Source organism: Hoeflea sp. AS16, assembly GCF_038900095.1.
In the GTDB taxonomy this organism is placed as follows: Bacteria; Pseudomonadota; Alphaproteobacteria; order Rhizobiales; family Rhizobiaceae; genus Hoeflea.
Genome location: NZ_JBBMQQ010000003.1, coordinates 335,475 through 359,540 on the forward strand (window position 1 = coordinate 335,475; position 24,066 = coordinate 359,540).

The 24,066-nt window shown below is 60.5% G+C and carries 26 protein-coding genes; 9 read left to right on the plus strand and 17 right to left on the minus strand.

Annotation, left to right across the window (positions count from 1 at the left end; genetic code table 11):
- Window positions 1-11 precede the first annotated feature (11 nt).
- The 9 genes from WNY80_RS09990 to WNY80_RS10030 all read right to left on the minus strand — a co-directional run bounded on the left by WNY80_RS09990 (window position 12) and on the right by WNY80_RS10030 (window position 9,115).
- The gene (locus WNY80_RS09990) at window positions 12-1,025 is read right to left on the minus strand and encodes a type II secretion system F family protein (protein WP_342887218.1); all 1,014 of its coding nucleotides are present in this window, start codon (window positions 1,023-1,025) and stop codon (window positions 12-14) included.
- 12 nt (window positions 1,026-1,037) lie between these two features.
- Window positions 1,038-2,048, minus strand: a complete 1,011-nt coding sequence (locus WNY80_RS09995) for a type II secretion system F family protein (RefSeq protein WP_342887219.1) — start codon at window positions 2,046-2,048, stop codon at window positions 1,038-1,040.
- A 12-nt stretch (window positions 2,049-2,060) separates the two neighbouring features.
- Window positions 2,061-3,569: a CpaF family protein gene (locus WNY80_RS10000; RefSeq protein WP_342887220.1), complete on the minus strand. Its 1,509-nt coding sequence runs from the start codon at window positions 3,567-3,569 to the stop codon at window positions 2,061-2,063.
- A 26-nt stretch (window positions 3,570-3,595) separates the two neighbouring features.
- Window positions 3,596-4,882: a CpaE family protein gene (locus WNY80_RS10005; RefSeq protein ID WP_342887221.1), complete on the minus strand. Its 1,287-nt coding sequence runs from the start codon at window positions 4,880-4,882 to the stop codon at window positions 3,596-3,598.
- A 46-nt stretch (window positions 4,883-4,928) separates the two neighbouring features.
- On the minus strand, window positions 4,929-5,627 hold the full coding sequence (locus tag WNY80_RS10010) for a CpaD family pilus assembly lipoprotein (RefSeq protein ID WP_342887222.1): 699 nt from the start codon (window positions 5,625-5,627) through the stop codon (window positions 4,929-4,931).
- A gap of 14 nt (window positions 5,628-5,641) precedes the next feature.
- On the minus strand, window positions 5,642-7,183 hold the full coding sequence (locus WNY80_RS10015; RefSeq protein ID WP_342887223.1) for a type II and III secretion system protein family protein: 1,542 nt from the start codon (window positions 7,181-7,183) through the stop codon (window positions 5,642-5,644).
- A 14-nt stretch (window positions 7,184-7,197) separates the two neighbouring features.
- Window positions 7,198-8,007, minus strand: a complete 810-nt coding sequence (gene cpaB, locus WNY80_RS10020; protein ID WP_342887224.1) for a Flp pilus assembly protein CpaB — start codon at window positions 8,005-8,007, stop codon at window positions 7,198-7,200.
- A gap of 286 nt (window positions 8,008-8,293) precedes the next feature.
- Entirely contained in the window at window positions 8,294-8,809 is a 516-nt protein-coding gene (locus WNY80_RS10025; RefSeq protein ID WP_342887225.1) for a prepilin peptidase, read from the minus strand.
- Between the two features lie 120 nt (window positions 8,810-8,929).
- Window positions 8,930-9,115 (minus strand): Flp family type IVb pilin, encoded by a 186-nt coding sequence (locus tag WNY80_RS10030; RefSeq protein WP_342887226.1) that lies wholly within the window; start codon window positions 9,113-9,115, stop codon window positions 8,930-8,932.
- A 419-nt stretch (window positions 9,116-9,534) separates the two neighbouring features.
- Here WNY80_RS10030 and WNY80_RS10035 point away from each other — a divergent pair, with 419 nt between their 5' ends.
- The 3 genes from WNY80_RS10035 to WNY80_RS10045 all read left to right on the plus strand — a co-directional run bounded on the left by WNY80_RS10035 (window position 9,535) and on the right by WNY80_RS10045 (window position 11,311).
- A complete protein-coding gene (locus tag WNY80_RS10035) occupies window positions 9,535-9,948 on the plus strand; it encodes a pilus assembly protein N-terminal domain-containing protein (RefSeq protein ID WP_342887227.1) in 414 nt (137 codons plus the stop codon).
- A 132-nt stretch (window positions 9,949-10,080) separates the two neighbouring features.
- On the plus strand, window positions 10,081-10,689 hold the full coding sequence (locus WNY80_RS10040) for a TadE/TadG family type IV pilus assembly protein (RefSeq protein WP_342887228.1): 609 nt from the start codon (window positions 10,081-10,083) through the stop codon (window positions 10,687-10,689).
- A 49-nt stretch (window positions 10,690-10,738) separates the two neighbouring features.
- Window positions 10,739-11,311, plus strand: coding sequence for a TadE/TadG family type IV pilus assembly protein (locus WNY80_RS10045; protein ID WP_342887229.1), 573 nt, complete (start codon window positions 10,739-10,741; stop codon window positions 11,309-11,311).
- A gap of 95 nt (window positions 11,312-11,406) precedes the next feature.
- Here WNY80_RS10045 and WNY80_RS10050 read toward each other — a convergent pair whose 3' ends face one another.
- Complete coding sequence (locus tag WNY80_RS10050) at window positions 11,407-12,348, minus strand: PhnD/SsuA/transferrin family substrate-binding protein (protein WP_342887230.1); 942 nt, start codon at window positions 12,346-12,348, stop codon at window positions 11,407-11,409.
- A 132-nt stretch (window positions 12,349-12,480) separates the two neighbouring features.
- On the opposite strand from WNY80_RS10050, the gene WNY80_RS10055 reads away from it, so the two are divergent.
- The 4 genes from WNY80_RS10055 (at window position 12,481) to WNY80_RS10070 (ending at window position 16,159) form a co-directional block, all read left to right on the plus strand.
- Window positions 12,481-13,701, plus strand: a complete 1,221-nt coding sequence (locus tag WNY80_RS10055; protein ID WP_342887231.1) for a phosphopentomutase — start codon at window positions 12,481-12,483, stop codon at window positions 13,699-13,701.
- Window positions 13,698-14,669 carry an adenosine deaminase gene (locus WNY80_RS10060; protein ID WP_342887232.1) on the plus strand — a complete coding sequence of 324 codons (972 nt, stop codon included), beginning with the start codon at window positions 13,698-13,700 and terminating at the stop codon, window positions 14,667-14,669. The genes WNY80_RS10055 and WNY80_RS10060 overlap by 4 nt, the downstream gene beginning before the upstream one ends.
- Before the next feature lie 181 nt (window positions 14,670-14,850).
- Window positions 14,851-15,480, plus strand: a complete 630-nt coding sequence (gene upp, locus WNY80_RS10065; RefSeq protein WP_342887233.1) for a uracil phosphoribosyltransferase — start codon at window positions 14,851-14,853, stop codon at window positions 15,478-15,480.
- Between the two features lie 124 nt (window positions 15,481-15,604).
- A complete protein-coding gene (locus tag WNY80_RS10070; protein WP_342887234.1) occupies window positions 15,605-16,159 on the plus strand; it encodes a TIGR02281 family clan AA aspartic protease in 555 nt (184 codons plus the stop codon).
- A gap of 16 nt (window positions 16,160-16,175) precedes the next feature.
- Here WNY80_RS10070 and deoA read toward each other — a convergent pair whose 3' ends face one another.
- The 7 genes from deoA to WNY80_RS10105 are packed head-to-tail and all read right to left on the minus strand — an operon-like array spanning window position 16,176 to window position 23,113.
- Window positions 16,176-17,492, minus strand: a complete 1,317-nt coding sequence (deoA, locus tag WNY80_RS10075; RefSeq protein WP_342887235.1) for a thymidine phosphorylase — start codon at window positions 17,490-17,492, stop codon at window positions 16,176-16,178.
- Window positions 17,489-18,277 (minus strand): deoxyribose-phosphate aldolase, encoded by a 789-nt coding sequence (deoC, locus tag WNY80_RS10080; protein ID WP_342887236.1) that lies wholly within the window; start codon window positions 18,275-18,277, stop codon window positions 17,489-17,491. The genes deoA and deoC overlap by 4 nt, the downstream gene beginning before the upstream one ends.
- Window positions 18,270-19,079: a purine-nucleoside phosphorylase gene (locus tag WNY80_RS10085; RefSeq protein WP_342887237.1), complete on the minus strand. Its 810-nt coding sequence runs from the start codon at window positions 19,077-19,079 to the stop codon at window positions 18,270-18,272. The genes deoC and WNY80_RS10085 overlap by 8 nt, the downstream gene beginning before the upstream one ends.
- On the minus strand, window positions 19,076-19,468 hold the full coding sequence (locus WNY80_RS10090) for a cytidine deaminase (protein ID WP_342887238.1): 393 nt from the start codon (window positions 19,466-19,468) through the stop codon (window positions 19,076-19,078). Before WNY80_RS10090 ends, WNY80_RS10085 begins: the two co-directional genes overlap by 4 nt.
- A gap of 2 nt (window positions 19,469-19,470) precedes the next feature.
- The gene (locus WNY80_RS10095) at window positions 19,471-20,442 is read right to left on the minus strand and encodes an ABC transporter permease (protein ID WP_342887239.1); all 972 of its coding nucleotides are present in this window, start codon (window positions 20,440-20,442) and stop codon (window positions 19,471-19,473) included.
- A gap of 5 nt (window positions 20,443-20,447) precedes the next feature.
- Window positions 20,448-21,581: an ABC transporter permease gene (locus tag WNY80_RS10100; protein ID WP_342887240.1), complete on the minus strand. Its 1,134-nt coding sequence runs from the start codon at window positions 21,579-21,581 to the stop codon at window positions 20,448-20,450.
- The gene (locus WNY80_RS10105; RefSeq protein WP_342887241.1) at window positions 21,578-23,113 is read right to left on the minus strand and encodes an ABC transporter ATP-binding protein; all 1,536 of its coding nucleotides are present in this window, start codon (window positions 23,111-23,113) and stop codon (window positions 21,578-21,580) included. The genes WNY80_RS10100 and WNY80_RS10105 overlap by 4 nt, the downstream gene beginning before the upstream one ends.
- A gap of 291 nt (window positions 23,114-23,404) precedes the next feature.
- On the opposite strand from WNY80_RS10105, the gene WNY80_RS10110 reads away from it, so the two are divergent.
- Both WNY80_RS10110 and WNY80_RS10115 read left to right on the plus strand, forming a co-directional pair.
- Window positions 23,405-23,839: a thioesterase family protein gene (locus WNY80_RS10110; protein ID WP_342887242.1), complete on the plus strand. Its 435-nt coding sequence runs from the start codon at window positions 23,405-23,407 to the stop codon at window positions 23,837-23,839.
- Window positions 23,836-24,066, plus strand: coding sequence for a SlyX family protein (locus WNY80_RS10115; RefSeq protein ID WP_342887243.1), 231 nt, complete (start codon window positions 23,836-23,838; stop codon window positions 24,064-24,066). Before WNY80_RS10110 ends, WNY80_RS10115 begins: the two co-directional genes overlap by 4 nt.

A 24,066-nucleotide genomic window follows, 5' to 3' on the forward strand; every position in this document is an offset into this window, starting at 1 on the left:
TGGCTGTGCCCTTACTGCGGCACACCGCCGGAGAAGTTGTCCATCACCTGGATGGCGGCAGGTCCGAGAATCACGCCGATCAGCACCGGGAGAAAGAACAGGATCATCGGCACTGTCAGTTTCGGCGGCAGTGCCGCGGCCTTCTTTTCGGCCTCGGTCATGCGCTGGTCGCGGCTTTCCTGGGCAAGCACGCGCAGGGCCTGGGCGATCGGGGTGCCGTAGCGCTCGGACTGGATCAACGCCTGGGTGACGGCTTTCACCGCATCCAGCCCGGTGCGGCTGCCCAGGTTCTCGAATGCCATCCGCCGGTCTTGGAGATAGGACAGTTCGGCGGTTGTGAGCACGAACTCTTCTGCCAGCGCCGTCGACTGGACGGCAATTTCCTCTGCAACGCGCTTCATCGCGGCTTCGATGGAAACACCCGATTCCACGCAAATCAGCATCAGGTCAAGCGCATCAGGCCAGGCCAGCTTGATGGAAGCCTGGCGCTTGTTGGCCTGGTTGGAGACGAACATGTTCGGCGTGTAGAAACCGATATAGGCGCCGACGATACAGGCCAGAACACGGACCGTGAACGGCTTGTCGACCAGGTTTTCAAGCACGAAAACATAGACGATCGAAGCGACAAGAAAGATGAACGGCAACACGAAACGCGCCAGCAGGAACATGTTGAGCGCGTTCTGTGTGCGGTAACCGGCTGCGCGCAACTTGGCCAGCGTGGCGCCGTCGGCGAGCGCATCCTTCAAATTGAGCTGTTCAACAATGCCGCGCACGGAGGCGTTGTCGCGGGCGCGCAGACCGGTGCTTTTCGATCCGCCGCGCGACTGCTCGGCATTGAGGCGGGCGCGTTCCCTGGCGCGGATTTCGTCGCGCTCGAGGGCGGCAGATTTCATCCGTGCATCGAGATCGCCGCGCTCGAAATACGGCGCCAGCACAGTGAACAGCGTGGCAAAGACCGCAATCGATATCAGGATCGGAACCAGGTAGGCCGGATCGGTCAGGGACGATACAAGATCGGATAGCATGGTTTTCGGCCCCTAAATGTCGAAATTGATCATGTTGCGCATCACCAGAATGCCGATTGACATCCAGACGGCGGAAACGCCGAGAATGAAATGACCACGGCTGTCAGTGAACAGGATGGTGATGTATTCGGGCGATGTGAGATAGACCAGCAAGGTGACGATGAACGGCAGGGCGCCGATGATCGCGGCGGAAGCCTTGGCTTCCATCGACATCGCGTTGATCTTGCCCTTCATTTTCTTGCGGTCGCGCAGCACGCGTGAAAGGTTGCCCAGGGCTTCGGACAGATTGCCGCCGGCCTGGGCCTGGATGGCGATGACGATGGCGAAGAAGTTCGCCTCCGACAACGGGATCCGTGCATAGAGCCGAGCGCAAGCCTCCGGTATGTTCATTCCCATCTGCTGGGCTTCGACGATGCGCTTGAACTCGGTCCGCACAGGCTCCTGGCCTTCGGCGGAAATCATCCGGATCGCATCGTTGAGCGGCAGGCCGGACTTGATCGAGCGCACCATGACGTCGAGCGCGTTGGGGAATTCGTTGAGGAACGCTTTCATGCGGCGGCTGCGCAGGAAACCGATGACCCAGCGCGGTACGCCCGCGCCGAAAATGATCATCACGCACAAGGCGACATACATACTTCCCTGGAAGATGAACGCCAGAAAGCCCATTCCCAGTCCGAATATGGCCGACAGGATGTAGAAATTCTGTATCGAGATGGTCAGGCCTGCCTGGGCGATCCGGTCCTTCAGCGCCGGCGATTTGCGGCGGTCGTTTTCCTTGTTTTTCTCTTCCAGCGTCTTGAGCGAATCCTGAACCGACTTGCGCCGCTTGTTGGCCTCGTTCAGCCGGTCACGCGCGGCGGTTGCCTTGGAGCGGTCGGTCTCGGCGGCCTTGACCCGCTTGACCCGGGTTTCGGCCTTGCGTTCCACCTCGATACGGGAATAGAGCACGCCATAGCCCAACGCCCCCGCAGAAAGCGCGGCCAGGCCGATGATGGCGACTACCACTGTATCCAGACCAAACACGCGAGCGTCTCCTTAAGAGGTCATTTTTTCCATGGCATCGAGCGAAGCGGCGAGGCGCTTGTCTTCGCCGTAATAGCGGGCACGATCCCAGAAATTCGGCCGGCCGATACCGGTGGACCGATGCTGGCCGATGATCTTGCCGTTGGCGTCTTCGCCTAGCATCTCGTACTTCATCAGGTCCTGGGTGATGATCACATCGCCCTCCATGCCGACGACTTCGGTGATGTGGGTAATGCGGCGGGAGCCATCGCGCAGACGCGCGGCCTGGACGACCACGTCGACCGATCCGGCGATGATTTCGCGCACGGTTTTCGCCGGCAGGGTGAAACCACCCATGGCGATCATCGATTCCATACGGCTGAGACATTCGCGCGGGCTGTTGGCGTGGATCGTACCCATTGAACCATCGTGGCCGGTGTTCATGGCCTGCAGGAGGTCGAACACCTCCGGGCCACGCACTTCGCCGACGATGATGCGTTCAGGCCGCATACGCAGGCAGTTCTTGACCAAATCACGCATGGTGATCTCGCCTTCGCCCTCGATATTGGGCGGGCGGGTTTCAAGTCGCACGACGTGCGGCTGCTGCAGCTGAAGTTCGGCGGAGTCTTCGCAGGTGATGATGCGCTCATCGGCGTCGATATAGGCCGTCAGACAGTTGAGAAGCGTGGTTTTACCGGAACCGGTACCACCCGAAATCACCACGTTGCAGCGCACCCGGCCGATGATCTGCAGGACGGCCGCGCCCTCGGGCGTGATGGCGCCGAACTTGACCAGCTGATCAAGGGTCAGCTTGTCCTTCTTGAATTTACGAATGGTCAGCGCAGTGCCGTCAATCGCCAGGGGCGGCGCGATGACGTTGACGCGGGAGCCGTCGGGAAGACGCGCGTCGCAGATCGGGCTCGATTCATCGACGCGACGGCCGACCTGGCTGACGATGCGCTGGCAGATCGACAACAGCTGGCTGTTGTCGCGGAAGCGGACATCGGTTTCCTGCACCTTGCCGGCGACCTCGATGTAGGTCATGCCCGCGCCGTTGACCATGATATCGGCGATATCGTCACGCGCCAGAAGCGGCTCCAGCGGGCCGTAGCCCAGAACATCATTGCAGATGTCGTCAAGCAGCTCTTCCTGCTCTGCGATGGACAGCGCGAAATTCTTGATGGTGATGATATCATTGACGATATCGCGAATTTCCTCGCGCGCGCTTTCAGCGTCGAGCTTGGCCAGTTGCGACAGGTCGATGGTGTCGATGAGAGCCGAGAACACCTGGCTCTTGGTGTCATAATAGGCTTCGTTGCGGGTGGACCTGCGCTTGACCGGCGGCTCTTCGCGACGCGGGGCGGCCTGTTGCACGGGTTGAGGCGCAGGAACGGGTGCCGCAGGGGCCTCCGGCATCGAATGCTGCGCCGGGACGGCGGCTTCCGGCGCAGGCGCTGCCGGTGCTTCGGCATGGACCACCGGCCTGGGTGCCGGAGCTGGCGGCAGCTTGCCCGATCCATCATTGCTGCGTTTGCCGAACATGTTGCGTTCCACTCCAGACTTACAAGTTACTTACGGCCCAAAAGGCCCATCAGGGACGACAGGCCGGCCTTTTTGCGCTTCTTCACTTCCGCCCTGCCGGTCACGACATGGGCGATTTGCGACAGCGATTCAGCGATTGGCGACTTGGCCGAGGATTCAGCGATCATCAGGCCGGTATTGGCAGCTTCACCGAAGAGCGGTGCATCGAAGGGAATGATCGCCAGTGGATCGATTTCCAGCGGGTCGCAAAATGCTTCAGGTGAAATTTCAGGCCGCTTCGCCATGCCGACCTGATTGAGCACCAGAAGCGGGGCATGGTCGTTCGGGCGCAGCTTCCGCAGCGTATCGAAGAGGTTCTTGGTGTTGCGCAGATTGGCCAGGTCGGGTGTTGCGGTGATGATGATCTCATCGGAAGCGCACAGCACCTTCCGCGTCCATTCATTCCAGATATGCGGCACATCGAGCACCGATACCGGTGCGTTGCGCTGAATGATGTCGAGGATCGGCAAGAAGGCGTCACCGGAAAAATCATAGGTCCGGTCCAGCATCGATGGCGCGGCAAGCATGGAAAGATGTTCGGAACATTTTGCCAGCAGGCGGTCAAGGAACACCTCGTCGAGGCGATCGGGGGAGTACACGGCCTCGGCGATGCCCTGGGTCGGATCCGTATCGAAATTGAGGTTTGCGGTGCCAAAAGCCAGATCAAGGTCAGCCAGGATGACTTCGCTGGAGAACAGGCTCGAAATGCTCCAGGCACAATTGTGGGCAAGGGTGGAGGAACCGACGCCGCCCTTGGCGCCGACAAAGGCAATCGAACGGCCCAGCGGCGCCGCATCGGGATCAACGAAAATGGTCGAGATGACGCCGATCACATCGGCCATTGAAACCGGCGCGACAATGTATTCGGAGACGCCGTTGCGGACCAGTTCGCGGTACAGGGACACGTCATTGACATGACCGACGACGACCACCCGCGTGTCCGGATCGCAAACCGCAGCCAGCTCACCGAGATCGGCCATCAATGTCGGACCGTCGGCGCGGGTTTCGAGGATCAGAAGATTGGGTGTCGGCGAGCCTGCAAACATGTTGGCCGCAGCGGAAACTCCGCCTGAATTGATGCGCAGATTGACCTTGGCCATGCGCCGGTCCTGGGAGCAGCGCTCCATGGTCTTGGCCAGACCTTCGGTTTCAACGAATGCATGGACCGAAACCCGGGGAAGCGGGCGAATCCGCTCGAAATCACCGCGTGCGGGGGAGGCGTCGGCCTCGTCCACCGGGGTTTCCTGCTGCAACTCATAGTCAAGATTGGTCATGAACGTTGTCCTGCTTCAAAGAGCACGTTTCGGTTTCGCCTGCTCATCAGTTGCCCGCCAACGCGCCGTTTTCGCGGTAGGCTTCGATCACGGTCGAGCGCCGTTCGGCATCAATCGGGGTCATGCCGCGCGGAGCAATGAGATCGCCCGGATTGGCGACCTGGGCAGCCAGGTTGTTCTGTGAGGCACAGCCGAAATTTGCCCAATGCTTGTTTTGCGTGGTGTCGGCGAGCAGATCCTCGGGCCAGCGTCCGCATTCTCCGGTGGAAGCGGTTACCGCCATGAAGGCGATACGGATCGGGGCTGCATCCTGGGGTGACGACACGTGATAGGGCGATGACAGGATCCGGTCGCCTGGAACACCTTCCTTGCGCAGGATATCAGCCACCTGGGTCGACAGCACCGAGGCTGCGCCGGCGTTGGCGGAACCGACCGGAACCATGATGCGAATCGCACCTGATGCGCTTGAACCGTAGTTCTGGGCCGCGCCACGAACGGTTTCCCGCATGGAAATCGACAGCTGGCGATCGCCCGAGGCAACCGGAATATCCACGGTGCGCTCTTGCTCGGCAACGATGATGGGATGATTGGTACGGTAATCATCCGGCACCGCGCCCACCGTGACGCTGCGGCCGGGCCATCCGGCGCAGCCGGAGAGAAGCGATACAGCCACCAGCAACGGCGCGGCAACAGTCCTGAGCGGACGGAGATCAGGATTGACGGGAACAGAGATCTTGCTCGACATGATGAGGTTCCTGATCATTTGTAAATGAAGCCGACAACGCCATGGTAGCGACCCGGCGGCAGTTTGGTTTCCATCCGGCCGTAGACGCGATTGACGCGGCCGAGGAAGAATCCCGCGCCATCATTGGCTGCATTGAAGTTGTCGTCCGGGCGGGCGAGCTGGTTGCGCGCGACCGGCTTGACGATGTAGGGCGTGGCGATGATGACCAGTTCGGTTTCGTTGCGGACAAAATCGCGGCTGCGGAAAAGCGTACCGAAAACCGGAATCTTGGACAGTCCCGGGTAGCCCGACATGGCCTGGCGAATGTCATCCTTGACAAGACCGGCAAGAACGATGGATCCGCCGGATGGCAATTCGACCGCTGTTTCGGCTTCCCGCCGCTTGATCGAAAGCCGGGTCAGGCCACTGTTGTTGCGTGAGCCCTGGACCGATGTGGATCCTTCAAAGGTCGGTTCGGAGACTTCGGTCTGGACTTTCAGCGAAATACGGCCGGGCGAGAGAACGACCGGGGTGAAGTTCAACCTGATACCGTACTCCACCTCGCGGTTTGAATAGGTTGCGCTTCCATCATCGTCGTACTCGACGGAATCGCGGACCTGGAACTCGCCGCCAACATAGAATTTGGCGCTTTCTCCCGAAATGGCGGTCAGGCTCGGTTCAGCCAGGGTGCGCATGACACCGGCCTGCTCCATGGCATTGACGTAGCTGCTTATGCTGGCGCCGCCGATTGTCTTGGCGATTGCAGCATAGTTCAGACCGGTGTTGAGCGCTCCCAGGCTGGACGGGTTTGCATTGACAAACGCTCCGGAAGTGCCCAGCGCCGAAGAATTGAACCCAAGCTGCTTAAGCACCTGACGGCTGACTTCGGCAATGGTGACCTTGAGCATGACCTGGTCTTCGCCATCAATCTTGAGCAGATTGACGATCTGGGACTTCTGGCGGTTTTCAGCGTAAATCGCCACTGCGCCCTCGCCGCCGCTGCCGGCGCTTTCGGTGATGTTGCGCGTGGTGGCCTCACCGCCGGTCAGGAAGATATTTGCAAGATTGGCAGCCTGTGCCGCGTCCTGCGGCGTCCGTACGGAACCGGTCAGGACGATGTTGTCGGAGATGATTTCAACCTTGATGTCGGAATCGGGAAGGAAGCGGGCAAGGTGCGCCTGAAGACCAGACACGTCCCGTTCGATCTCGAGCTCGACAGCAACGATTTCCTCGCCGTTCGGGCCGAAGATGAAGATGTTGGTTTGACCGACGGTCTTGCCGAACAGGTACAGCCGCCGGGAGGTCCGGGTCACCGCATCTGCCAGGCTCGGGTCGGCGACCAGAATGTCGTGAGCATCGGTGGGCAGATCGATCACGATGGCCTTGTTCAGACCCAGCTTGACCCGCTTGCTGACGCCGGGACCGGTTTTCTTGATCTTGATGACGTTTTCGGCAGCCTCGGCAGCAGACACGAACCGGCCGCTGGAAGGATCCAGGCTGAGACCGGCAATCAGTGTCGTGCCCACCAGCGCGATGCCGGCGATCGATGACAGGAGCGATTTTGCAATATGACGCACGTTCATTCTCCGCTTCAGTTGGTGGCGCCAACTTTGGTTATGGTGCCGGAGCGGATCAGCTGGATGGCTGCACTGCCGTCTTCGCCGCTCAGTAGATATTTCGCACCGTCGCTGTCAGATTCCTGAACGTCGGCAACGCTGCGCAATGCAAGGGTCAACCGGTCGGCCATCTGCTGCGCGACGGTGATGATTTTGGCCTGTTCCGGCGAAAGCTCGAGGGTCGCGGTGGTACCCACCGCGGTGCGGATACCATCCGCGTCCTCTTCGATGCGCTGGTCGATGGCCAGGATCCGGATGTTGGACAGAATGACTTCGGTGAGGAAGCCCTCCTCCCCGGTCTTGCGCCGCACCATGATCACGTCGACGCGGTCATTGGGGAGGATGAACCCGCCGGCGCTGGTGGCGACCGAAATTTCCGTGGCGATGGCGCGTTTTCCGGCCGGAAGCAGCGAGGACATGATGCGGGAGGAGGAATCGACGATTTTCTCGTTGCGCAGCGGTTCGCCGGCAAACAGCGGCAGCCGGACGACCACACCGGTGAGTTCGGTAATTGCGTCGGGGCGGTCGTCGCGGCGGATCAAGCCATCGATCACGCCATCTTCCGGCCACCCCTTCCATTCAAGGGAATCTTCACCCAGACGCGCGCCCACCGGAAGATTGGCCGTTGTCACCAGCACGTCGATGGTCGGCATCTTCTGGACAACGGGGTCAGAAGAGACTTCGGTCACCTGAACTGTCGGTGACGTCAGGTTCATGGCCAGATACCCGGCCAATCCTGCGGCCAGGACAGCCACTGACATGATGACGACGCGGGCGGTTTTCATACTGTTTCCTCAAACGGATATTGGGTACGCTTGCCGCAGAATGCATTCGCAATCGTGTAATTATGGTTAATGACCCGGTACCAAACAGGGTTAACGTAAAATTGCCGGATCCGCGGCACGCCCCGCATCCCGCAATGGCGGGCGGGTTCGAGGGCTCTTCGGGGCCGCCAAACCACGATCAAAAACGCCGTGTGTTCGGATGAACACACGGCGTTTTGTGATTTCGAATGATGCTTGTCCGGCGAAATGACTATCCGGCAGGCCAGCCTATGGCAGCCGTCGCCGGTTAGTTGAGACGCTCCAGCGCCTGAACAAAGATCTGCGAATCCGGGAAAGTCACGAAGGCCGCCGCGCCGATGGCAACACCATAAGGTATTCCGGCCCGCTGCTTGAAAAAATGCATCGGGATCGGAATTGGCGTGACCAGCAGGATATCCTGGTTGGCGCGTATGAACAGAATGATCACGGCGAGACCGCCGCCGAAGATGCCGGTCATTGTCAGGAAGGCCACGAGATCAATATTGAAACCGTACCAGAGCGCTGCGGCGCTGAGGATCTTGGCGTCGCCGCCGCCCATCACATTGAAGGCAAACAAGGCAAAGCATCCGGCAAACACAGCCGCTGCGGCTGCGACAGACCAGCCGAAAGTGGCCAGATCCATGCCGCTGAATGGTGCGATTGCAAAGAATGACAGGGCCAGGACGACAGACACCCGGTTGGGAATCTTCATCGTCAGGATGTCGGTAAATGCCGCCATTGCCAGGCAAAGCGGCAGGATTACAAATATCGCGGCCTCAACCATCAATTCACTCCTGAGTTGGGCAGGACTTTAACCGGGAGACCTTAAAAAACTGCGACATCAAACCAAAAAGCCGCCCCGAAAGGCGGCTTTGAACGTTTCACATGGCGAAGAACATATCGCTTAGTTGTGAATGCCCTTGGCGGTGTTCATCTTGGTCGACAGCGACTGGAACTGCGTGTTCAGCGTGTTGCCGAGCGTGGTGGCCCCGGTGATCAGTGCAACCGAGATAAGAGCGGCGATAAGGCCGTACTCGATTGCAGTGGCGCCGGATTCGTCTTTGACGAAACGATCAAAAAGATTCTTCATGGGTTTTTCCTTCATCCACTAGTGTTTTCAGCACTCCGCCAGCTGCTTCGGTTGGTCGGATGCCAAGATCATAGGAGAGGGGGTTTTCAAACCGCTTAATGAACAAGGTTAGCAAAATCTTTCACGGCCAAAGCGGCACGCATGGTAAACAACGCCCTAACTTCCGGCTGGCTGCCGCGGCGGCCGAACCAGCGGCCAGGAACCCGCCGGGACCACGCGGCTTACCCGGGCCAGGCGCAGGCCGAGCCTGTATATATATTATAAGGAGAAGCCGGTGCGCGGGACCGGTCAGCCGGGGCTCTCCGGCGCCGGCCAAGCGGTACGACAAGAAAGAATTCGCCCTGATCGGCCGGCTTTAAGTCTTCGTTCACCAATCCCGGCGATTTTAGGAGACATATCCGCAATTCCGAGGAAACGGCATGACCCACTCCACCCCTGCGCATCGTCGGCTTGCAACTATCGTGTGCAGCGCGGCCCTGGCAGTGATGACCTCAGCCCCGGTCAGCGCTTCGGAGGATTACATTCGCGTGTTCATGGATCACGCCCGCATTCTCAAGCTTGACCGGCCTGTCAGCAAGGTCATCATTGGAAATGCCGATGTCGCGGACGTGGCTATCTCCGATCCGCAGACAATCGTCCTGACCGGCAAATCCTATGGCACCACGAATCTGGTCATTCTCGACCGGACCGGTGACGCGATTGTCGACGAGCGTATTCTTGTCTCTGTCGACGAAGCCAACACGCTTCGTGTTTTCAAGCAGACGACCCGGTCGGTTTATTCTTGCACCCCGGCGTGTGAAGAACACGTGCCAACGGTCGCAACCAGCCCCTGAGAGCTGTACAGGCGAACAGCCGGTTTAGGCATCTGTTTACCATTCACGCAGCTTCCGGAAGGCTGTGTTACTAATATTCAACCAGTTTGACCTAGCGTCGGCCCCAGGAAACGAAAATCCGGGAGTCTGACGATGAATGTCGACGATCAAACAAGCACAACGCGACAGCCGACGCGGCGGGCGCGGGGTCTTTTTGCCCGTTTCCGGAAATCGAGCGACGGGACAGCCGCAATCGAATTCGCATTGCTGGCGTTTCCGTTTTTCCTTCTGATCTTCGCAACGATCGAAGCCTTCATTGCCTTTGCCGGCGAGCAATTGCTGGAGAATGCCGTCGATACGATGGCGAGGCAGGTCCGCACCGGCCAGATCAAGAACCTGACCGAAGAGGAATTCCGGACAAGGTTCTGCGCTGAAATCAGCCTGATGATTACCTGCGCGGAAGAGGAAGATCCGAACGATCAGAAGCTCTATCTCGATGTCCGGGAGTTTGCGAGCTTCGATGCCATTCCCAATTACATTCCGAAGGTCAGCAACGACCAGTTCGCCGATCTGGACCCCAGAGGCTTCGGTTACAGTCCCGGTGGACCGAAAAGCATCAATATTGTCCGCGCCTACTATCGCTGGGAGGTAATGACCGATCTTGTCAGGCCTTTCATCACCAACATCCGCAAGGAAGGCGAAATGCCGCGCGACTTCCTCATGGTGGCAACGGCCGCTTTTCGAAACGAGAATTATCCATGAGTGAAATCATGAAACTCTCGAGGGTCGAAAATCACAAGGAAACACGGCCATGAAGGGCACTCTGGCAGCACTGAACCGGACAGTCCGGAGACTTCGCGGCGACAGGTCAGGCGTCGGCGCCGTTGAATTTGCGCTGATCGCTCCGGTCCTGATCGTTCTCTACATGGGATCTCTGGAAATTTCGGTCGCCATGTCGGTCAACAAGAAGCTGGCGCGTGCCGCGAGCACGGTTGCCGACCTCGTGACCCAGGACGACAACATCGACAAGGCCTTCCTGGCCTCGATGGTGAATGTGGCGCAAAGCGTGATGATGCCGTATCGCGCGGACGGCATGAAGGTGAAGATCACCGGTATCGCAATCGACGCTTCGGGCATCGGCAAGACTACATGGTCGTGGCAGGACGACAATACGCGGCCCTACTCCGTCGGCTCGACCCAGACACTGCCGAAGGACCTGGCGATTCCGAACACATTCCTGGTTCGCACCGAGCTGATGTTCGATCACAAGCTGCTGCTGATCATGCCGGACATCCAGGACATCGACGTGCGCACGATCAACATGAAGAAGACCTACCATCTTCGTCAACGCATCGGCGACAGCGTGGCTTGCAGCAACTGCTGACTGGCCTTTCGAGCTGACAGCGCTTTTCCGGACGAGAAGAGCCCGAATTTGCCCGGTGTGCAGTTGTTGCGCCGGGCAATTTGCATCCGCTCATGTCACCTGCGGTATTGTGCGGATTGAGGATCACTCAGGGCTTCGACCAGCCCCCGGACATTGCGGTAATCCTCGGGATCCGGGGTGACATAGCCACCGCCGTAAGCCGGTTCGAAAATGTCCATCAGACCGGGGGCCGACGAGGCCATCCCGTCAAGAAACACCCCGAGAGCATCGACCAGATCATCCGGCAAGGACCGGTGGACGGCGTGAGGACCATAGGGAATGCGCTGGGATGACCAGACAATCCGGAGCGGATCGGTGGACTGGATCAACGACTGGTTCCAACCGCCGAACAAGCGCTCCAAATCCGATCCGGCCTCTCCGGGCACATCCGGCACCCAGGCAAAAAAGCCGTCAATGCTTCCCTCCCGGTAGAGATCAATGACAGAGGCAACGCTGCCGCCACGGACCAGGTCCGGCTGGTCCAGACTGCCTGCCCTTATGGCCTGGTGCGGGATCTGCCAGCCCGAAACCGAGGCTTCGCTGGAATAGCCCACCTTCAGCTCCGCAACAGGAATGTTCACCCCGTCGCGCGCCACCAGCACCGAGCGGAAGCCGGTGGACCCATCCGCGGCAACAGGGCTGCGGAAGGCGCGAACGCAGCTGCAAGCAGCCTCGGTTGCGGCATATGAGCGGGCGGAATGGATGGCGTAGCCCACGCGGCCACTGGCGTGGGCATCAATCAAGGCGGCATAACTGCCCAGCTTGATGATTTCGACCGGTATCGCCAGCGCGTTGGCAAAGGCGCTCCGGATGGCCTCCAGCTTGACGGGATCGGTTGTCGCAACATGGGTTTCGACAAGGCCTATGCGCAGCACAGCCACCGAATCCCGGTAGTCCGCCCGGGCCATGCCGGAGGACGCCATCACAAGCCATATGGCCGCCCAGCCCAGCGCCCGAAAACATCCTGCAATCCTGACAACGCGCTTGATCATAACCATGTGCGATCTATACCATGGCCTCACTGAAAAGCACGGTTATGGTGAAAACAAGGTTACCAGGCGAAGGCAATCTCAAGTCTTCCGATGGCACTTGAAACCGGCTAAATTGCCGATCATTCGGAGACATTTTTCATGGCGCGTGCATTCCTGTTTGTTCTTGATTCCTTTGGCATCGGGGGAGCCCCCGACGCAGAAGCCTATGGTGACCTTGGGGCCAATACGCTTGGCCACATTGCCGAGCAATGCGCGGCAGGCCTCGCCGACCGCGACGGATTGCGCAAGGGTCCGCTGTCATTGCCGCATATGCAATCGCTGGGTCTGGCCGAAGCGGCGATGGCAGCGACCGGAGACCTTCCGGCAGGATGGGCGCTTACCGCCCGGCCACGCGGGATTCATGGCGCGGCCAGCGAAGTGTCGCATGGCAAGGACACGCCATCGGGTCACTGGGAGATTGCCGGCCAGCCGGTCATGTTCGACTGGGGCTACTTTCCCGATGACGGTCCGGCGTTCAGCGACGAGCTGGTTGCAGCAATCGTTTCGGAAGGAAAGTTGCCGGGTATCCTCGGGAACTGCCATGCTTCCGGAACCGAGATCATCGCCCGGCTTGGCGAGGAGCACATGAAAACCGGCAAGCCGATCTGCTACACATCGTCGGATTCGGTGTTCCAGATCGCCGCGCACGAGGAAAGCTTCGGTCTCGAGAGGCTGATCGAGCTGTGCCAGATCGTGCGCAAGCTCGTCGACCCGCTGAATATCGGCCGGGTGATTGCGCGGCCATTCGTCGGATCGGCCAAGACCGGCTTTGAGCGCACCGGAAACCGGCGTGATTTTTCTGTCCCTCCCCCGGGGCCGACCCTGCTCGATCAGGTCAGTGAAAGCGGTCAACGCGTGTTCGCAGTCGGCAAGATCGGCGATATCTTTGCCCATCAGGGCGTTACCGACGTGCGCAAGGCGAGCGGCAATCCGGCGCTTTTCACGGCCACGCTGAAGGCCACGGAAGAAGCCCGCGACGGCGATCTGGTGTTCACCAATTTTGTCGATTTCGACATGCTGTACGGGCATCGCCGGGATGTGGCAGGTTATGCAGCGGCACTGGAAGCACTGGATGCGATGCTGCCGCGTTTCGCCAAGCTGCTGAAGCGGGGCGACCTGGTGATCATGACCGCCGATCATGGCTGTGATCCGACCTGGCGCGGCACCGATCACACCCGCGAACGCGTACCGGTGCTGGGCTTCGGGCCCGGCGTTGCCCCACGCGACATCGGTGTGCGCACAAGTTACGCCGATATCGGCGCGACGCTGGCACAGCATCTGGGCCTGCCGGGAACAGGCAATGGAAGGAGCTTTCTGTGAAAGCCAGGATCAGGAAGGCCGAACTGCATTGCCACATCGAGGGCGCGGCGTCGCCGGCGCTGGTCAGGGCACAGGCCCGGAAATACAATGAGGATGTCTCCGGCTTCATCTCCGGTGACTCCTATGTCTGGTCCGATTTCACCGAGTTTCTCGTAGCCTATGACGGCGCCGCATCGCTGTTTCGCAGCGAGGAGGACTACGCGCTGCTGGCGCGAACCTATCTCGAAGGAATTGCCGCGGAAAACGCCATATACGCGGAAATCTTCGTTTCCCCGGATCATGCGACTGCCGCAGGCTTGTCCCCGGCGGCCTATTTTGACGGGCTGGCCGAAGGCATTGCCGCCGCGAAAGCCTCGACGGGTATCGAGTGCCGGATGATCATCGTCGGCGTGCGGCACCTGGGCGCGGACAAGGTGGAGGCCGCGGCACGGCTGGCCAGCAGCAGACCGCACCCGCTGATCACCGGCTTCGGCATGGCCGGGGATGAGCGGTTCGGCAAGGTTGCAGACTATGCCCGCGCTTTTGACATCGCCCGCGACGCCGGGCTTGGCATCACCATCCATGCGGGAGAACTTGCCGGGCCGGAAAGCGTGCGCGACGCGCTGGACCATATTCGCCCTGCCCGCATTGGCCATGGCGTGCGAGCCTCCGAGGACGACGCCCTGGTTCAGCGGATCGCCGTCTCCGGCGTGGTTCTTGAAGTCTGTCCCGGATCCAATCTGGCGCTGAAGGTGTATCCGGATATTTCCAGCCATCCGTTCGACCGGCTCAGGCGGGCCGGAGTGAAGGTGACGCTGAGTTCGGATGATCCGCCGCATTTCGCCAGTTCCATCGGCCGGGAATACCAGATGGCGGCCGATGCCTGGGGGTACGACGCCGCGCAATTGACCGCGATTACCCGTACATCCATCGAAGCGGCGTTCGTTGACGAGCCCACTAGGGCAATTCTCTTGGGACAGCTTGACTAAAACCGTTACGGCGGTTGCCCGAGCCGGTTAATGAGTGTCTAAATCAACAAGGTCATCAGCACCGCGCTCCCGGACATTTTCAGCGCCGGAGGCGGTGGGTAGTTTTTTACGAGGCCGGGCAAAGTCCATCGATTTTTCGCAATCAAAGCGACGCCCGGTCACAGCTTCAAGGCAGGTCAACATGGACGGTGTTACAGTCATCGATCATCCGCTGGTGCAGCACAAGCTCACCATCATGCGCAAGAAGGAAACCTCGACAGCTGGCTTCCGGCGGTTGCTGAGGGAAATTTCGACCCTGCTGTGCTACGAGGTCACCCGGGATCTCGAAATGACGATGGAGCGGATCGAAACTCCGCTGATCGAAATCGAAGCGCCGGTGCTTGAAGGCAAGAAGCTGGTGTTCGCGTCGATCCTGCGTGCTGGCAACGGCTTGCTGGAAGGCATGCTGGACCTGGTTCCTTCCGCCCGTGTCGCCCATATCGGTGTCTACCGCGACCACGAAACACTCGAAGCGATCGAGTATTTCTTCAAGGCTCCCGAAGACATCGACAGCCGGCTGGTGATCGTTGTCGACCCGATGCTGGCCACCGGCAATTCGGCCATTGCATCGATCGACAAGCTCAAGGAGCGTGGCGCGCGCAATATCCGCTTTCTCTGCCTGCTGGCAGCGCCGGAGGGCATTCGCAATTTTCAAGCCGCCCATCCGGATGTGCCGGTCTACACCGCCTCCATCGACAGCCATCTCAACGAGCAGGGCTATATCGTTCCTGGCCTCGGAGACGCGGGCGACCGCATGTACGGCACAAAATAGGCTCGGATGGCGCTTGTTTGGAGCCTCTTAACCACACAAGCTGATTCCGGGCGAAACAGGCCTGCACTTCACCGACCATTAGGCCCAAGCCTGTTCAATAGGCCGGTAGTGTTGGAGTGCCGGTATGCTGAAGAACATTTTCCTTATTTCCTGTGCTGTGCTCGTTATTTCGGGCCTGCCCTATTACGCACAGGACATCTCGGCGTTCGTTTCGAAAGATACGAAAGCGGTTGCCGCAGCTCCAAATCCTGCCGCCGCCCGGACGCAGGCCGTTGCCGCCAAACCCTTGGCGCATTATGCGACGGGCGTTCGTGCTGCGACTGTTCCCATGAACCCTGATGGACACTTCAGCGCCGATTTCCGCATCAACGGCCGAAATGTGCGGGGGCTTATCGATACCGGGGCGACCTATGTGGCGATCAACACATCAACCGCCCGCAATCTCGGCCTCGGACTTGCCAACTCGGACTTCACACACCAGGTGCGCACCGCCAACGGCACGACCCGTGCCGCGCTGGTAATGCTTGACCGCATGGAGATCGGGGCCATATCCGTCAGCGATATCCAGGCCTTCGTGCTCGATGACAAGGCGCTCTCGTCCACGCTTATCGGCATGAGCTTCATGTCGAAGCTGCAGTCTTACCGGGTCAACAACAACCGGCTGGAACTGGTCAACTAGAACCGGCGGCCCGGCATCAGCCGTGCCGACCCAGGATAACAGGCGCAACCTCGCCAGCGGTATCGGCAAACCGGATGGCCTTGCGCAATTCCTTTTCCGCCACGGCAACCTGATCGGCGTTTCTTGCGTGGATCATGGCAATCGGCGTGTCTTTCTCCACCCGGGTACCGACCGGGAGCAATTGCGTCAGCCCAACGGCATGGTCGACCGGATCGCCCGGCCTGATCCGCCCACCGCCAAGCGCCACGACGCTCAATCCGATAGCGCGCGTATCGTAGTCGGCAACATATCCCTGCTCTCCGGCAAGACAGGCCGAGACAACAGGCGCCTTTTCAAGATGGCGGTCCGGATCCGCGAGGAAATCCTTCGGGCCTCCGAGTTCGGCAACCATCCGGTTGAAGCGCTCTGCAGCGCTGCCATTTTCCAGCGCCGCGAGCGCATGCTTCTTTGCCTCTTCCACGGTGGCGGCGAGGCCGCCTGATACAAGCATCTCGGCGGCGAGGGCGAGGGTTACTTCCAGCAAGCGGCTGTCGCGGGCTTTCCCGGTGAGAAAATCGGCCGCATTCATGACTTCCACCGCGTTTCCGGCAGCACTTGCCAGCGGCTGGTTCATGTCGGTGACCAGCGCCGTGGTCGGCATGCCGGCACCGACAGCAACCTCGACCAGAGAGCGCGCCAGTTCGTTGGCCCGGTCCGGATTGTCCATGAAGGCGCCATTGCCGCATTTGACATCAAGCACGAGGGCACCAAGGCCTGCTGCAAGCTTCTTCGACAGGATCGATGCGGTGATCAATGGCACCGATTCGACCGTGGCGGTTACATCGCGGATTCCATAAAAGCGCTTGTCGGCCGGTGCGAGATTTCCGGTCTGGCCGATGATGGCGCAGCCGGAGGAACCGACGACCTTGCGAAACAGCGCATTGTCGGGCATCGCCGTATAGCCCGGGATGGATTCCATCTTGTCCAGGGTTCCGCCGGTGTGGCCGAGGCCGCGGCCGGAGATCATCGGAACAGCCAGACCGCACGCGGCTGCGATCGGCGCCAGCATCAGCGAGACATTGTCGCCGACACCACCGGTCGAATGCTTGTCGACCACCGGGCGGTCGAGCTCCGGCCAGGACAGCACCTCGCCGGAATCACGCATGGACAGCGTCAGCGCCACCGCTTCCTTGCGGCTCATGCCCCGAAAGAACACCGCCATGGCGAAGGCCGCAACCTGCCCCTCGCTGACGCTGCCGTCGGTGAGCCCCTGGATGAAGGCCGCGATACCGGCCGGGTCGAGCTCGCCACCGTCACGCTTGGTGCGGATGATCTCCTGGGGCAGGAAACTCAATAGGCTTCTCCCTTCGAGGTCGCCGCCGAGCGGTCTTCGAGCGTGGCGAGAATGTCTCCCAGAAGGCCGGACGCACCGAACCGGAACGTCGCCGGCGCAACCCAGCCCGGCCCCATGATTTCGTCACACAGGGCGAAATAGGCGCGGGCGTCGTCCACCGTGCGGATGCCGCCGGCAGGCTTGAAGCCGGCCTTGCGGCCCGAGCGCTTGATCGCCTCGAGCATGATCCGCGCCGCTTCCAGCGTGGCATTGACCGCAACCTTGCCGGTCGAGGTCTTGATGAAGTCCGCCTGTTCCTCAAGCGCGATATCGGAGGCGCGGGCGATCAGCGCCGGGTCCTTGAGTTCTCCGGTCTCGAGAATGGTCTTGAGCGTGACCGGCGCGGGTGCCGCGGCGCGGACAGCGCGGATCATCGTGCGGACAGCCTGTTCGTCGCCTGCGGCAAAGGCCTTCCAGGGGATGACCAGATCGATCTCGTCAGCGCCGTCGGCCACGGCGCGGGAGGTTTGTGCAACAACCTCTTCAACCGGCAGGTCACCGGAGGGGAAGTTGACCACCGTGGCGATGCGGACCGGCGATGTGTCACCCAGCCGCTTGCGCGCGGCTGCGACGAAGCGGGGCCAGATGCACACCGCTGCCGACGATCCATGCCGGTTGATTGCCTTGTCCACCAGAGCAAGCGTTGCCTCCTCGGTGGCATTGTCGCCCAGTTCTGTCAGATCGAGGCAAGCGAACGCTGCCGCTGCGACGGCTTTGGGGGAAGTCAGGTCGATCGGTTCAGCCATGGGATTGGTCCGTGGTTTCAAACATTGCGGTCAGGATCGCAGACAGGCGTTTGCCGCCAATGGGCGCCATGTCCTTGGTTTCCTGGTGACTGAGTTCGCAGCCGGTCATTCCGGCCGCGAAATTGGTGATCACCGAGGCTGCAATGACGTTGATGCCGAGAAAACGGGCCAGGATGACTTCCGGGACCGTCGACATGCCGACGGCATCCGCACCCAGAGTTCGCGCCATGCGGATTTCCGCGGGCGTTTCGAAGCTCGGGCCGGAAAACCACATGTAGACCCCTTCATGCAGCTCGGTTCCTGTGCTTTGAGCCGCGGCCTTCATGCGCGCACCAAGATCTGCATCATAGGCATTGGTCATGCCGACGAAACGGCGGTCACTGGGTTCGCCAAACAACGGATTGGTGCCGGAGAAATTGATATGATCGGAAATCCGCATCACCGATCCGGGCGGCATGTCCTGGCGCAAGGATCCGGCCGAATTGGTCAGGATCAGGTTGGTCACGCCGATGCCGTGCAGAGCCTCAAGCGGCGCGCGCATGGCATCGGCCTTGCCGTGCTCGTAATAGTGCACGCGGCCCGAGAGAATGACCACGGGTGTCTTGCCAATGAGGCCCGCAACTACCTCGCCGGCATGGCCCGACACCCCGCTTTCGGGAAAACCGGGCAGGTCGGCGTAGGAAATGCGGACCGGATCGGTCACCGTTTCGACCAGCGACCCCAGCCCGGAGCCGAGCACGAGCGCGTGGCGCGGCATCAGGCCACGCAGGCGGTCGGTGAGGATATCGACCGCGGCGCTCATCCGATGGCCCCGGTTTCAAAGGCGTAGGGCAAAAGCTCGTCCATGCGCAGGGTCTTCCTGATGCCGTCGGCATCACACAGATGGATCAGGGTGTCGGCATCGGCGAATTCCGCCAGTCGCTGCCGGCATCCGCCGCAGGGCGGACACAGTTCGAGCTTTTCGGCGATGACGGCGACTTCGCGGATGCGGCTGCCGCCTGCCATGACCATGTGACTGATGGCCGTGGTTTCGGCACACCAGCCTTCCGGGAACGAGATCACCTCGATATTGGCACCAGCATGGATCTTGCCGTCACTGTCGCGGATTGCCGCGCCGACCGGAAATTTCGAGTAGGGCGCATGGCATCTGGCCATGGCGTCACGCGCTGCTTCAAACAGATCACGGGCCATTTTTATCGCTCCTTGACGTAAGGCACACCGCCGGCACGCGGCGGGATGGCCTTGCCGATGAACCCTGCAAGCAGGATCACGGTCAACAGATAGGGCAAGGCCTGCATGAACTGTACCGGGACCTCGCCGATGATCGGCAACTCGTTGCCCTGCATGCGGATCGACATGGCATCGAGGAAACCGAACAGCAGGCAGGCAAACATGACATTGACCGGCTTCCACTTGGCGAAGATCAGCGCGGCCAGCGCGATAAAGCCCTTGCCGGCGGTCATGCCCTTGACGAAGCCGGCGGTCATGGCCATCGACAGATAGGCGCCGGCAATGCCGCAGAGGATTCCGCAACAGATCACCGCCCGGTAGCGCAACCATGTGACCGAGATCCCGGCGGTATCGACCGCGCCGGGGTTTTCGCCCACCGCGCGCAGCCGCAATCCGAAGCGGGTGCGGTAAAGCACCCACCAGGTGAACGGAACCAGCGCAAAGGCCAGATAGGTGAGCAGGAAATGCCCCGAAAGCAGGTTCGAATAGATCGACCCGATGACCGGGATATCGGCAATTTCAGCGGCAAAGGGCAGCTCGACCGTGGTGAAGCGGGCATCGCCGCTCAATTGCGGCGTCCGTCCACCTTGGCGAAACCAGGCCTGGCCGAGAATGACCGTGGCACCCAGTGCGATGAAGTTGATGGCCACGCCGGAGACGATCTGATTGCCGCGCTGGGTGATGGAGGCAAAGCCATGAACCAGCGCCAGGCAGACGGAAACGAAAACAGCCGCACAGATCCCGATGAAGGCCGAGCCGGTGACCGAAGCCGCGGCACCGCCGGCAAAGGCGGCGGCGAGCATTTTGCCCTCAAGCCCGATATCGAAGATGCCAGCACGCTCCGAGTAGAGGCCGGCGAGAGCGGCCAGGATCAACGGCACCGAAACACGAACGGTGGACTGCAGAATAACGATGAGGGTGTCAAAATATTCCATGATCATTACTCCGCCGCTGGCAGGGGTTTGTCGGAGCTGGCTCCGCCAAGTGTGGCAAAGAACGCGGTGATGGCCGGGCGGAACATGTTCTCGAGGGCACCGGCGAACAGGATCACCAGTCCCTGGATGATGGTAATCATGTCACGCGAGATCTGCGGCATCTCGAACGAGATTTCCGCGCCGCCCTGATACAGCATGCCGAAAAGGATGGCGGCAGGAACAATGCCGACCGGATGCGACCGGCCCATCAGGGCCACGGCGATCCCGACGAACCCGGCGCCGCCGACAAAATCAAGCTGCATGCGGTGCTGATCGCCCATGATCGGGTTCAGCGCCATCATGCCGGCCAGCGCGCCGGATATCATCATGGTGATGATGATGATGCGGCTCTGGCGAATGCCGGCATAGCTGGCTGCGCTGGGGCTGTGCCCCATGGTGCGGATTTCATAGCCAAGCCTGGTGCGCCAGACGATCACCCAGACGACAAAGGCTGCGACCAGCGCCAGCAAAAACGACAGGTTGAACGGCGCACCACCAATGTCGAGACCGACGGAAGCCAGCAGCCAGTCGAGCCGCGGCAGCTGTCCGCTTTCGGTGAATGTCCGGGTCTGCGGTGCCATCGATCCCGCCGGCTTGAGCACGTCAACCAGGACATAGACCATCAGGCTCGAGGCGATGAAGTTGAACATGATGGTGGTGATCACAACATGGCTGCCGCGCTTGGCCTGCAGCCAGCCCGGAATCATCGCCCAGAAGCCGCCAACCAGTGCAGAGCCGATGATTGCTGCGGGGAAAATGACATACCAGGGCGCAAACTGGTCGAGCCAGAGGCAGGGCAGCGCCACGCCGAGGCCTGCGACATACGCCTGGCCCTCGCCGCCGATATTGAACAGGCCGCAATGGAAGGCGACGGCAACGGCCAGTCCGGTAAAAATGAAGTTGGTGGCATAATAGAGCGTGAAGCCGATGCCCTCGCCGTAGCCGAAAGCGCCTTCGATCAGCAGGCCCGCAGCGCGCAGCGGGCTTTCGCCAACCGCAAGCACAACCAGGCCCGCAACGAGAAAGGCAACAGCCAGATTGATCAGCGGGATAAGTCCGTAGTCCACCCAGGCGGGCAGCTTTGCATAGGGCACGCTCATTGTGCAGCCTCCTTGGTGTTTTCCACGCCGGCCATCAACAGGCCGAGTTCTCCTTCGCTGGCGTCCGGTGCCCGCTCGCCGACGATGCGGCCGTCAAACATCACCAGCACCCGGTCCGACAGGGAACGGATTTCGTCAAGCTCGACGGAGACCAGCAGAACCGCCTTGCCGGCATCGCGCATTTCGATGATGCGCTTGTGAATGAATTCGATGGCGCCGACATCAACGCCGCGGGTCGGCTGACCGATGACGAGAACAGCGGGGTCGCGTTCGATCTCGCGCGCCAGCACGATCTTCTGCTGATTGCCGCCGGAAAAATTCGCGGTTTTCAGCCGCGGATTGGGCGGGCGGATGTCGTATTTCTCGATTTTTTCGGCTGCATCCTTACGGATCGCGTCGATGTTGAGAAACATGCCGCTGAGATATTTCGGGTCGTCGTGGTAGCCGAGAATGGAGTTCTCGCTCTCGTCGAACTTCAGCACCAGTCCCATATGCTGGCGGTCTTCGGGAACATGGGCGAGGCCGCGATGACGCAGTTCGGACGGATCGGCCCGGCCGGTCACGTGGATCGGTTCGCCCTGCAGCAGCACCGTTCCCTTATCCGCGCGTCGAATCCCGGAAATCGCCTGCAGCAATTCGGACTGGCCATTGCCGGCAACCCCGGCGATGCCGACGATCTCTCCGGCGCGGACATCGAACGAGACATTCTTGACCATGTCGACGCCGCGGCTGTCACGCACCGTCAGGTTCTCGACCGAGAGCAGAACCTCGCCGGGCGATGCGGGTCCCTTTTCGACCTGCAGCAGAACGTGGCGGCCGACCATCAGTTCGGCGAGCTCCTCCACCGACGTTTCCGCGGTTGTGCGGGTGGCAACCATTTCACCGCGCCGCATCACCGACACCTCGTCGGTGACAGCCATGATTTCGCGCAATTTGTGGGTGATCAGCAGGATGGTCTTGCCCTGGTCCTTGAGCTGCTCGAGGATGCGGAACAGGTGATCGGCTTCGGCCGGCGTGAGCACACCGGTGGGCTCGTCGAGGATCAGGATCTCGGCGCCGCGATAGAGGGCCTTGAGGATCTCGACGCGTTGCTGCAGACCAACCGGAAGCTCCTCGATGATCGCATCGGGATCAACTTCAAGCTCGTACTCTTCCTCGAGCCGCTTGAGTTCCTGGCGGGCCTTGGTGATGCCGGCGTTGAGAACCTGGCTTTCCTCGGCGCCCAGCATGATGTTTTCGAGCACGGTGAAATTCTCAACCAGCATGAAATGCTGGTGCACCATGCCGATGCCGACTGAAATCGCGGCATTCGGGTCCTTGATCACGGTCTTCTGGCCATCGACGAAAATGTCGCCGGTGTCAGCCTGATAGAAACCGTAGAGGATCGACATCAATGTCGACTTGCCCGCACCGTTCTCGCCGATGATCCCGTGAATCGTGCCCTTGCGCACACTCATGTTGATGTTCTTGTTGGCGTGAACGAGACCGAATTTCTTGTCGATCCCCTTCAGTTCAATGGCAATGTCGTTCATGTCCCCTCGACTTTTCTTATTTTCGCCATTCCCGGTTCAACTCCGGTCTCGAGCAATGCGCAGATGCGGCTCCTGCTCCCTGGGTTGGTGGGTCCGGGCCTTCCGAAAACCATTCAAATTTTCGGGTCCTTGCTTTAGTCTCGACAGTTCTGAAAGCAAAGTCCAGAATCATTTGGAGATGTGCCTTTTTGGCCGTTTGTTATCAACACCGTCACGGGACCACCTTGTGGAAGAGCCGCAGCGGCCCTTCGCCCCTTGCACTCTGCCACCCGGCATGATGAAAGCACGCAAATGACGAGATCACCGCCACCATCGCGCACCGGCTTCAAGGTCTTCCGGAGCCTTCAGACCCGCTGGGCCGACAATGATATGTATGGCCACATGAACAATGTGGTCCACTACCAGCTGTTCGACACGGCCATCAATCACTGGCTGATCGAAGCCAAGCTGCTGGATCCGCTCAATGGCGCCATTGCCGGACTGGTGGTGGAAACCGGTTGCCGCTATCACGCCGAGGCGATGTTTCCGGACAGGATCACCGCCGGAATCCGCGTCGACCGGCTTGGCGGGTCGTCTGTGACCTACGGCATCGCACTGTTTCGCAATGACGAGGACACGGCTTTTGCCGATGGCAAGTTTGTTCATGTCTATGTTGATCGCGCCACGCGGCGCCCGGTGCAACTGCCCGAGCCCTGGCGCGCCAAACTGGGGGAGATCGCTCAATGAGCCAGACTGATTATTCCGACATGGATGTCGAATCCCGGCTGGTCCGGCTCGAGGAACAGGTCGCCTACCAGCAGGCGGCGATCGAGGACCTGTCGCGGCAGCTGACGGAAGGCTGGAAAGAGAACGAAAAGCTCAGGCGCGAACTGGCGCGTCTCAGCGACCGGTTTCAGGACATCGAGGACCAGGCCGGCGGGCCGCCCGCCAATCAGCCACCGCCACACTGGTAG

Excerpts from the sequence above, each read along its gene's own strand:
- WNY80_RS09990 (WP_342887218.1), bottom strand. The coding sequence starts at position 1,025 with ATGCTATCCGATCTTGTATCGTCCCTGACCGATCCGGCCTACCTGGTT.
- WNY80_RS10000 (WP_342887220.1), bottom strand. The coding sequence starts at position 3,569 with ATGTTCGGCAAACGCAGCAATGATGGATCGGGCAAGCTGCCGCCAGCT.
- WNY80_RS10005 (WP_342887221.1), bottom strand. The coding sequence starts at position 4,882 with ATGACCAATCTTGACTATGAGTTGCAGCAGGAAACCCCGGTGGACGAG.
- WNY80_RS10010 (WP_342887222.1), bottom strand. The coding sequence starts at position 5,627 with ATGTCGAGCAAGATCTCTGTTCCCGTCAATCCTGATCTCCGTCCGCTC.
- cpaB (WP_342887224.1), bottom strand. The coding sequence starts at position 8,007 with ATGAAAACCGCCCGCGTCGTCATCATGTCAGTGGCTGTCCTGGCCGCA.
- WNY80_RS10025 (WP_342887225.1), bottom strand. The coding sequence starts at position 8,809 with ATGGTTGAGGCCGCGATATTTGTAATCCTGCCGCTTTGCCTGGCAATG.
- WNY80_RS10030 (WP_342887226.1), bottom strand. The coding sequence starts at position 9,115 with ATGAAGAATCTTTTTGATCGTTTCGTCAAAGACGAATCCGGCGCCACT.
- WNY80_RS10035 (WP_342887227.1), top strand. The coding sequence starts at position 9,535 with ATGACCCACTCCACCCCTGCGCATCGTCGGCTTGCAACTATCGTGTGC.
- WNY80_RS10040 (WP_342887228.1), top strand. The coding sequence starts at position 10,081 with ATGAATGTCGACGATCAAACAAGCACAACGCGACAGCCGACGCGGCGG.
- WNY80_RS10045 (WP_342887229.1), top strand. The coding sequence starts at position 10,739 with ATGAAGGGCACTCTGGCAGCACTGAACCGGACAGTCCGGAGACTTCGC.
- WNY80_RS10050 (WP_342887230.1), bottom strand. The coding sequence starts at position 12,348 with ATGGTTATGATCAAGCGCGTTGTCAGGATTGCAGGATGTTTTCGGGCG.
- WNY80_RS10055 (WP_342887231.1), top strand. The coding sequence starts at position 12,481 with ATGGCGCGTGCATTCCTGTTTGTTCTTGATTCCTTTGGCATCGGGGGA.
- upp (WP_342887233.1), top strand. The coding sequence starts at position 14,851 with ATGGACGGTGTTACAGTCATCGATCATCCGCTGGTGCAGCACAAGCTC.
- WNY80_RS10070 (WP_342887234.1), top strand. The coding sequence starts at position 15,605 with ATGCTGAAGAACATTTTCCTTATTTCCTGTGCTGTGCTCGTTATTTCG.
- deoC (WP_342887236.1), bottom strand. The coding sequence starts at position 18,277 with ATGGCTGAACCGATCGACCTGACTTCCCCCAAAGCCGTCGCAGCGGCA.
- WNY80_RS10085 (WP_342887237.1), bottom strand. The coding sequence starts at position 19,079 with ATGAGCGCCGCGGTCGATATCCTCACCGACCGCCTGCGTGGCCTGATG.
- WNY80_RS10090 (WP_342887238.1), bottom strand. The coding sequence starts at position 19,468 with ATGGCCCGTGATCTGTTTGAAGCAGCGCGTGACGCCATGGCCAGATGC.
- WNY80_RS10095 (WP_342887239.1), bottom strand. The coding sequence starts at position 20,442 with ATGGAATATTTTGACACCCTCATCGTTATTCTGCAGTCCACCGTTCGT.
- WNY80_RS10100 (WP_342887240.1), bottom strand. The coding sequence starts at position 21,581 with ATGAGCGTGCCCTATGCAAAGCTGCCCGCCTGGGTGGACTACGGACTT.
- WNY80_RS10105 (WP_342887241.1), bottom strand. The coding sequence starts at position 23,113 with ATGAACGACATTGCCATTGAACTGAAGGGGATCGACAAGAAATTCGGT.
- WNY80_RS10110 (WP_342887242.1), top strand. The coding sequence starts at position 23,405 with ATGACGAGATCACCGCCACCATCGCGCACCGGCTTCAAGGTCTTCCGG.
- WNY80_RS10115 (WP_342887243.1), top strand. The coding sequence starts at position 23,836 with ATGAGCCAGACTGATTATTCCGACATGGATGTCGAATCCCGGCTGGTC.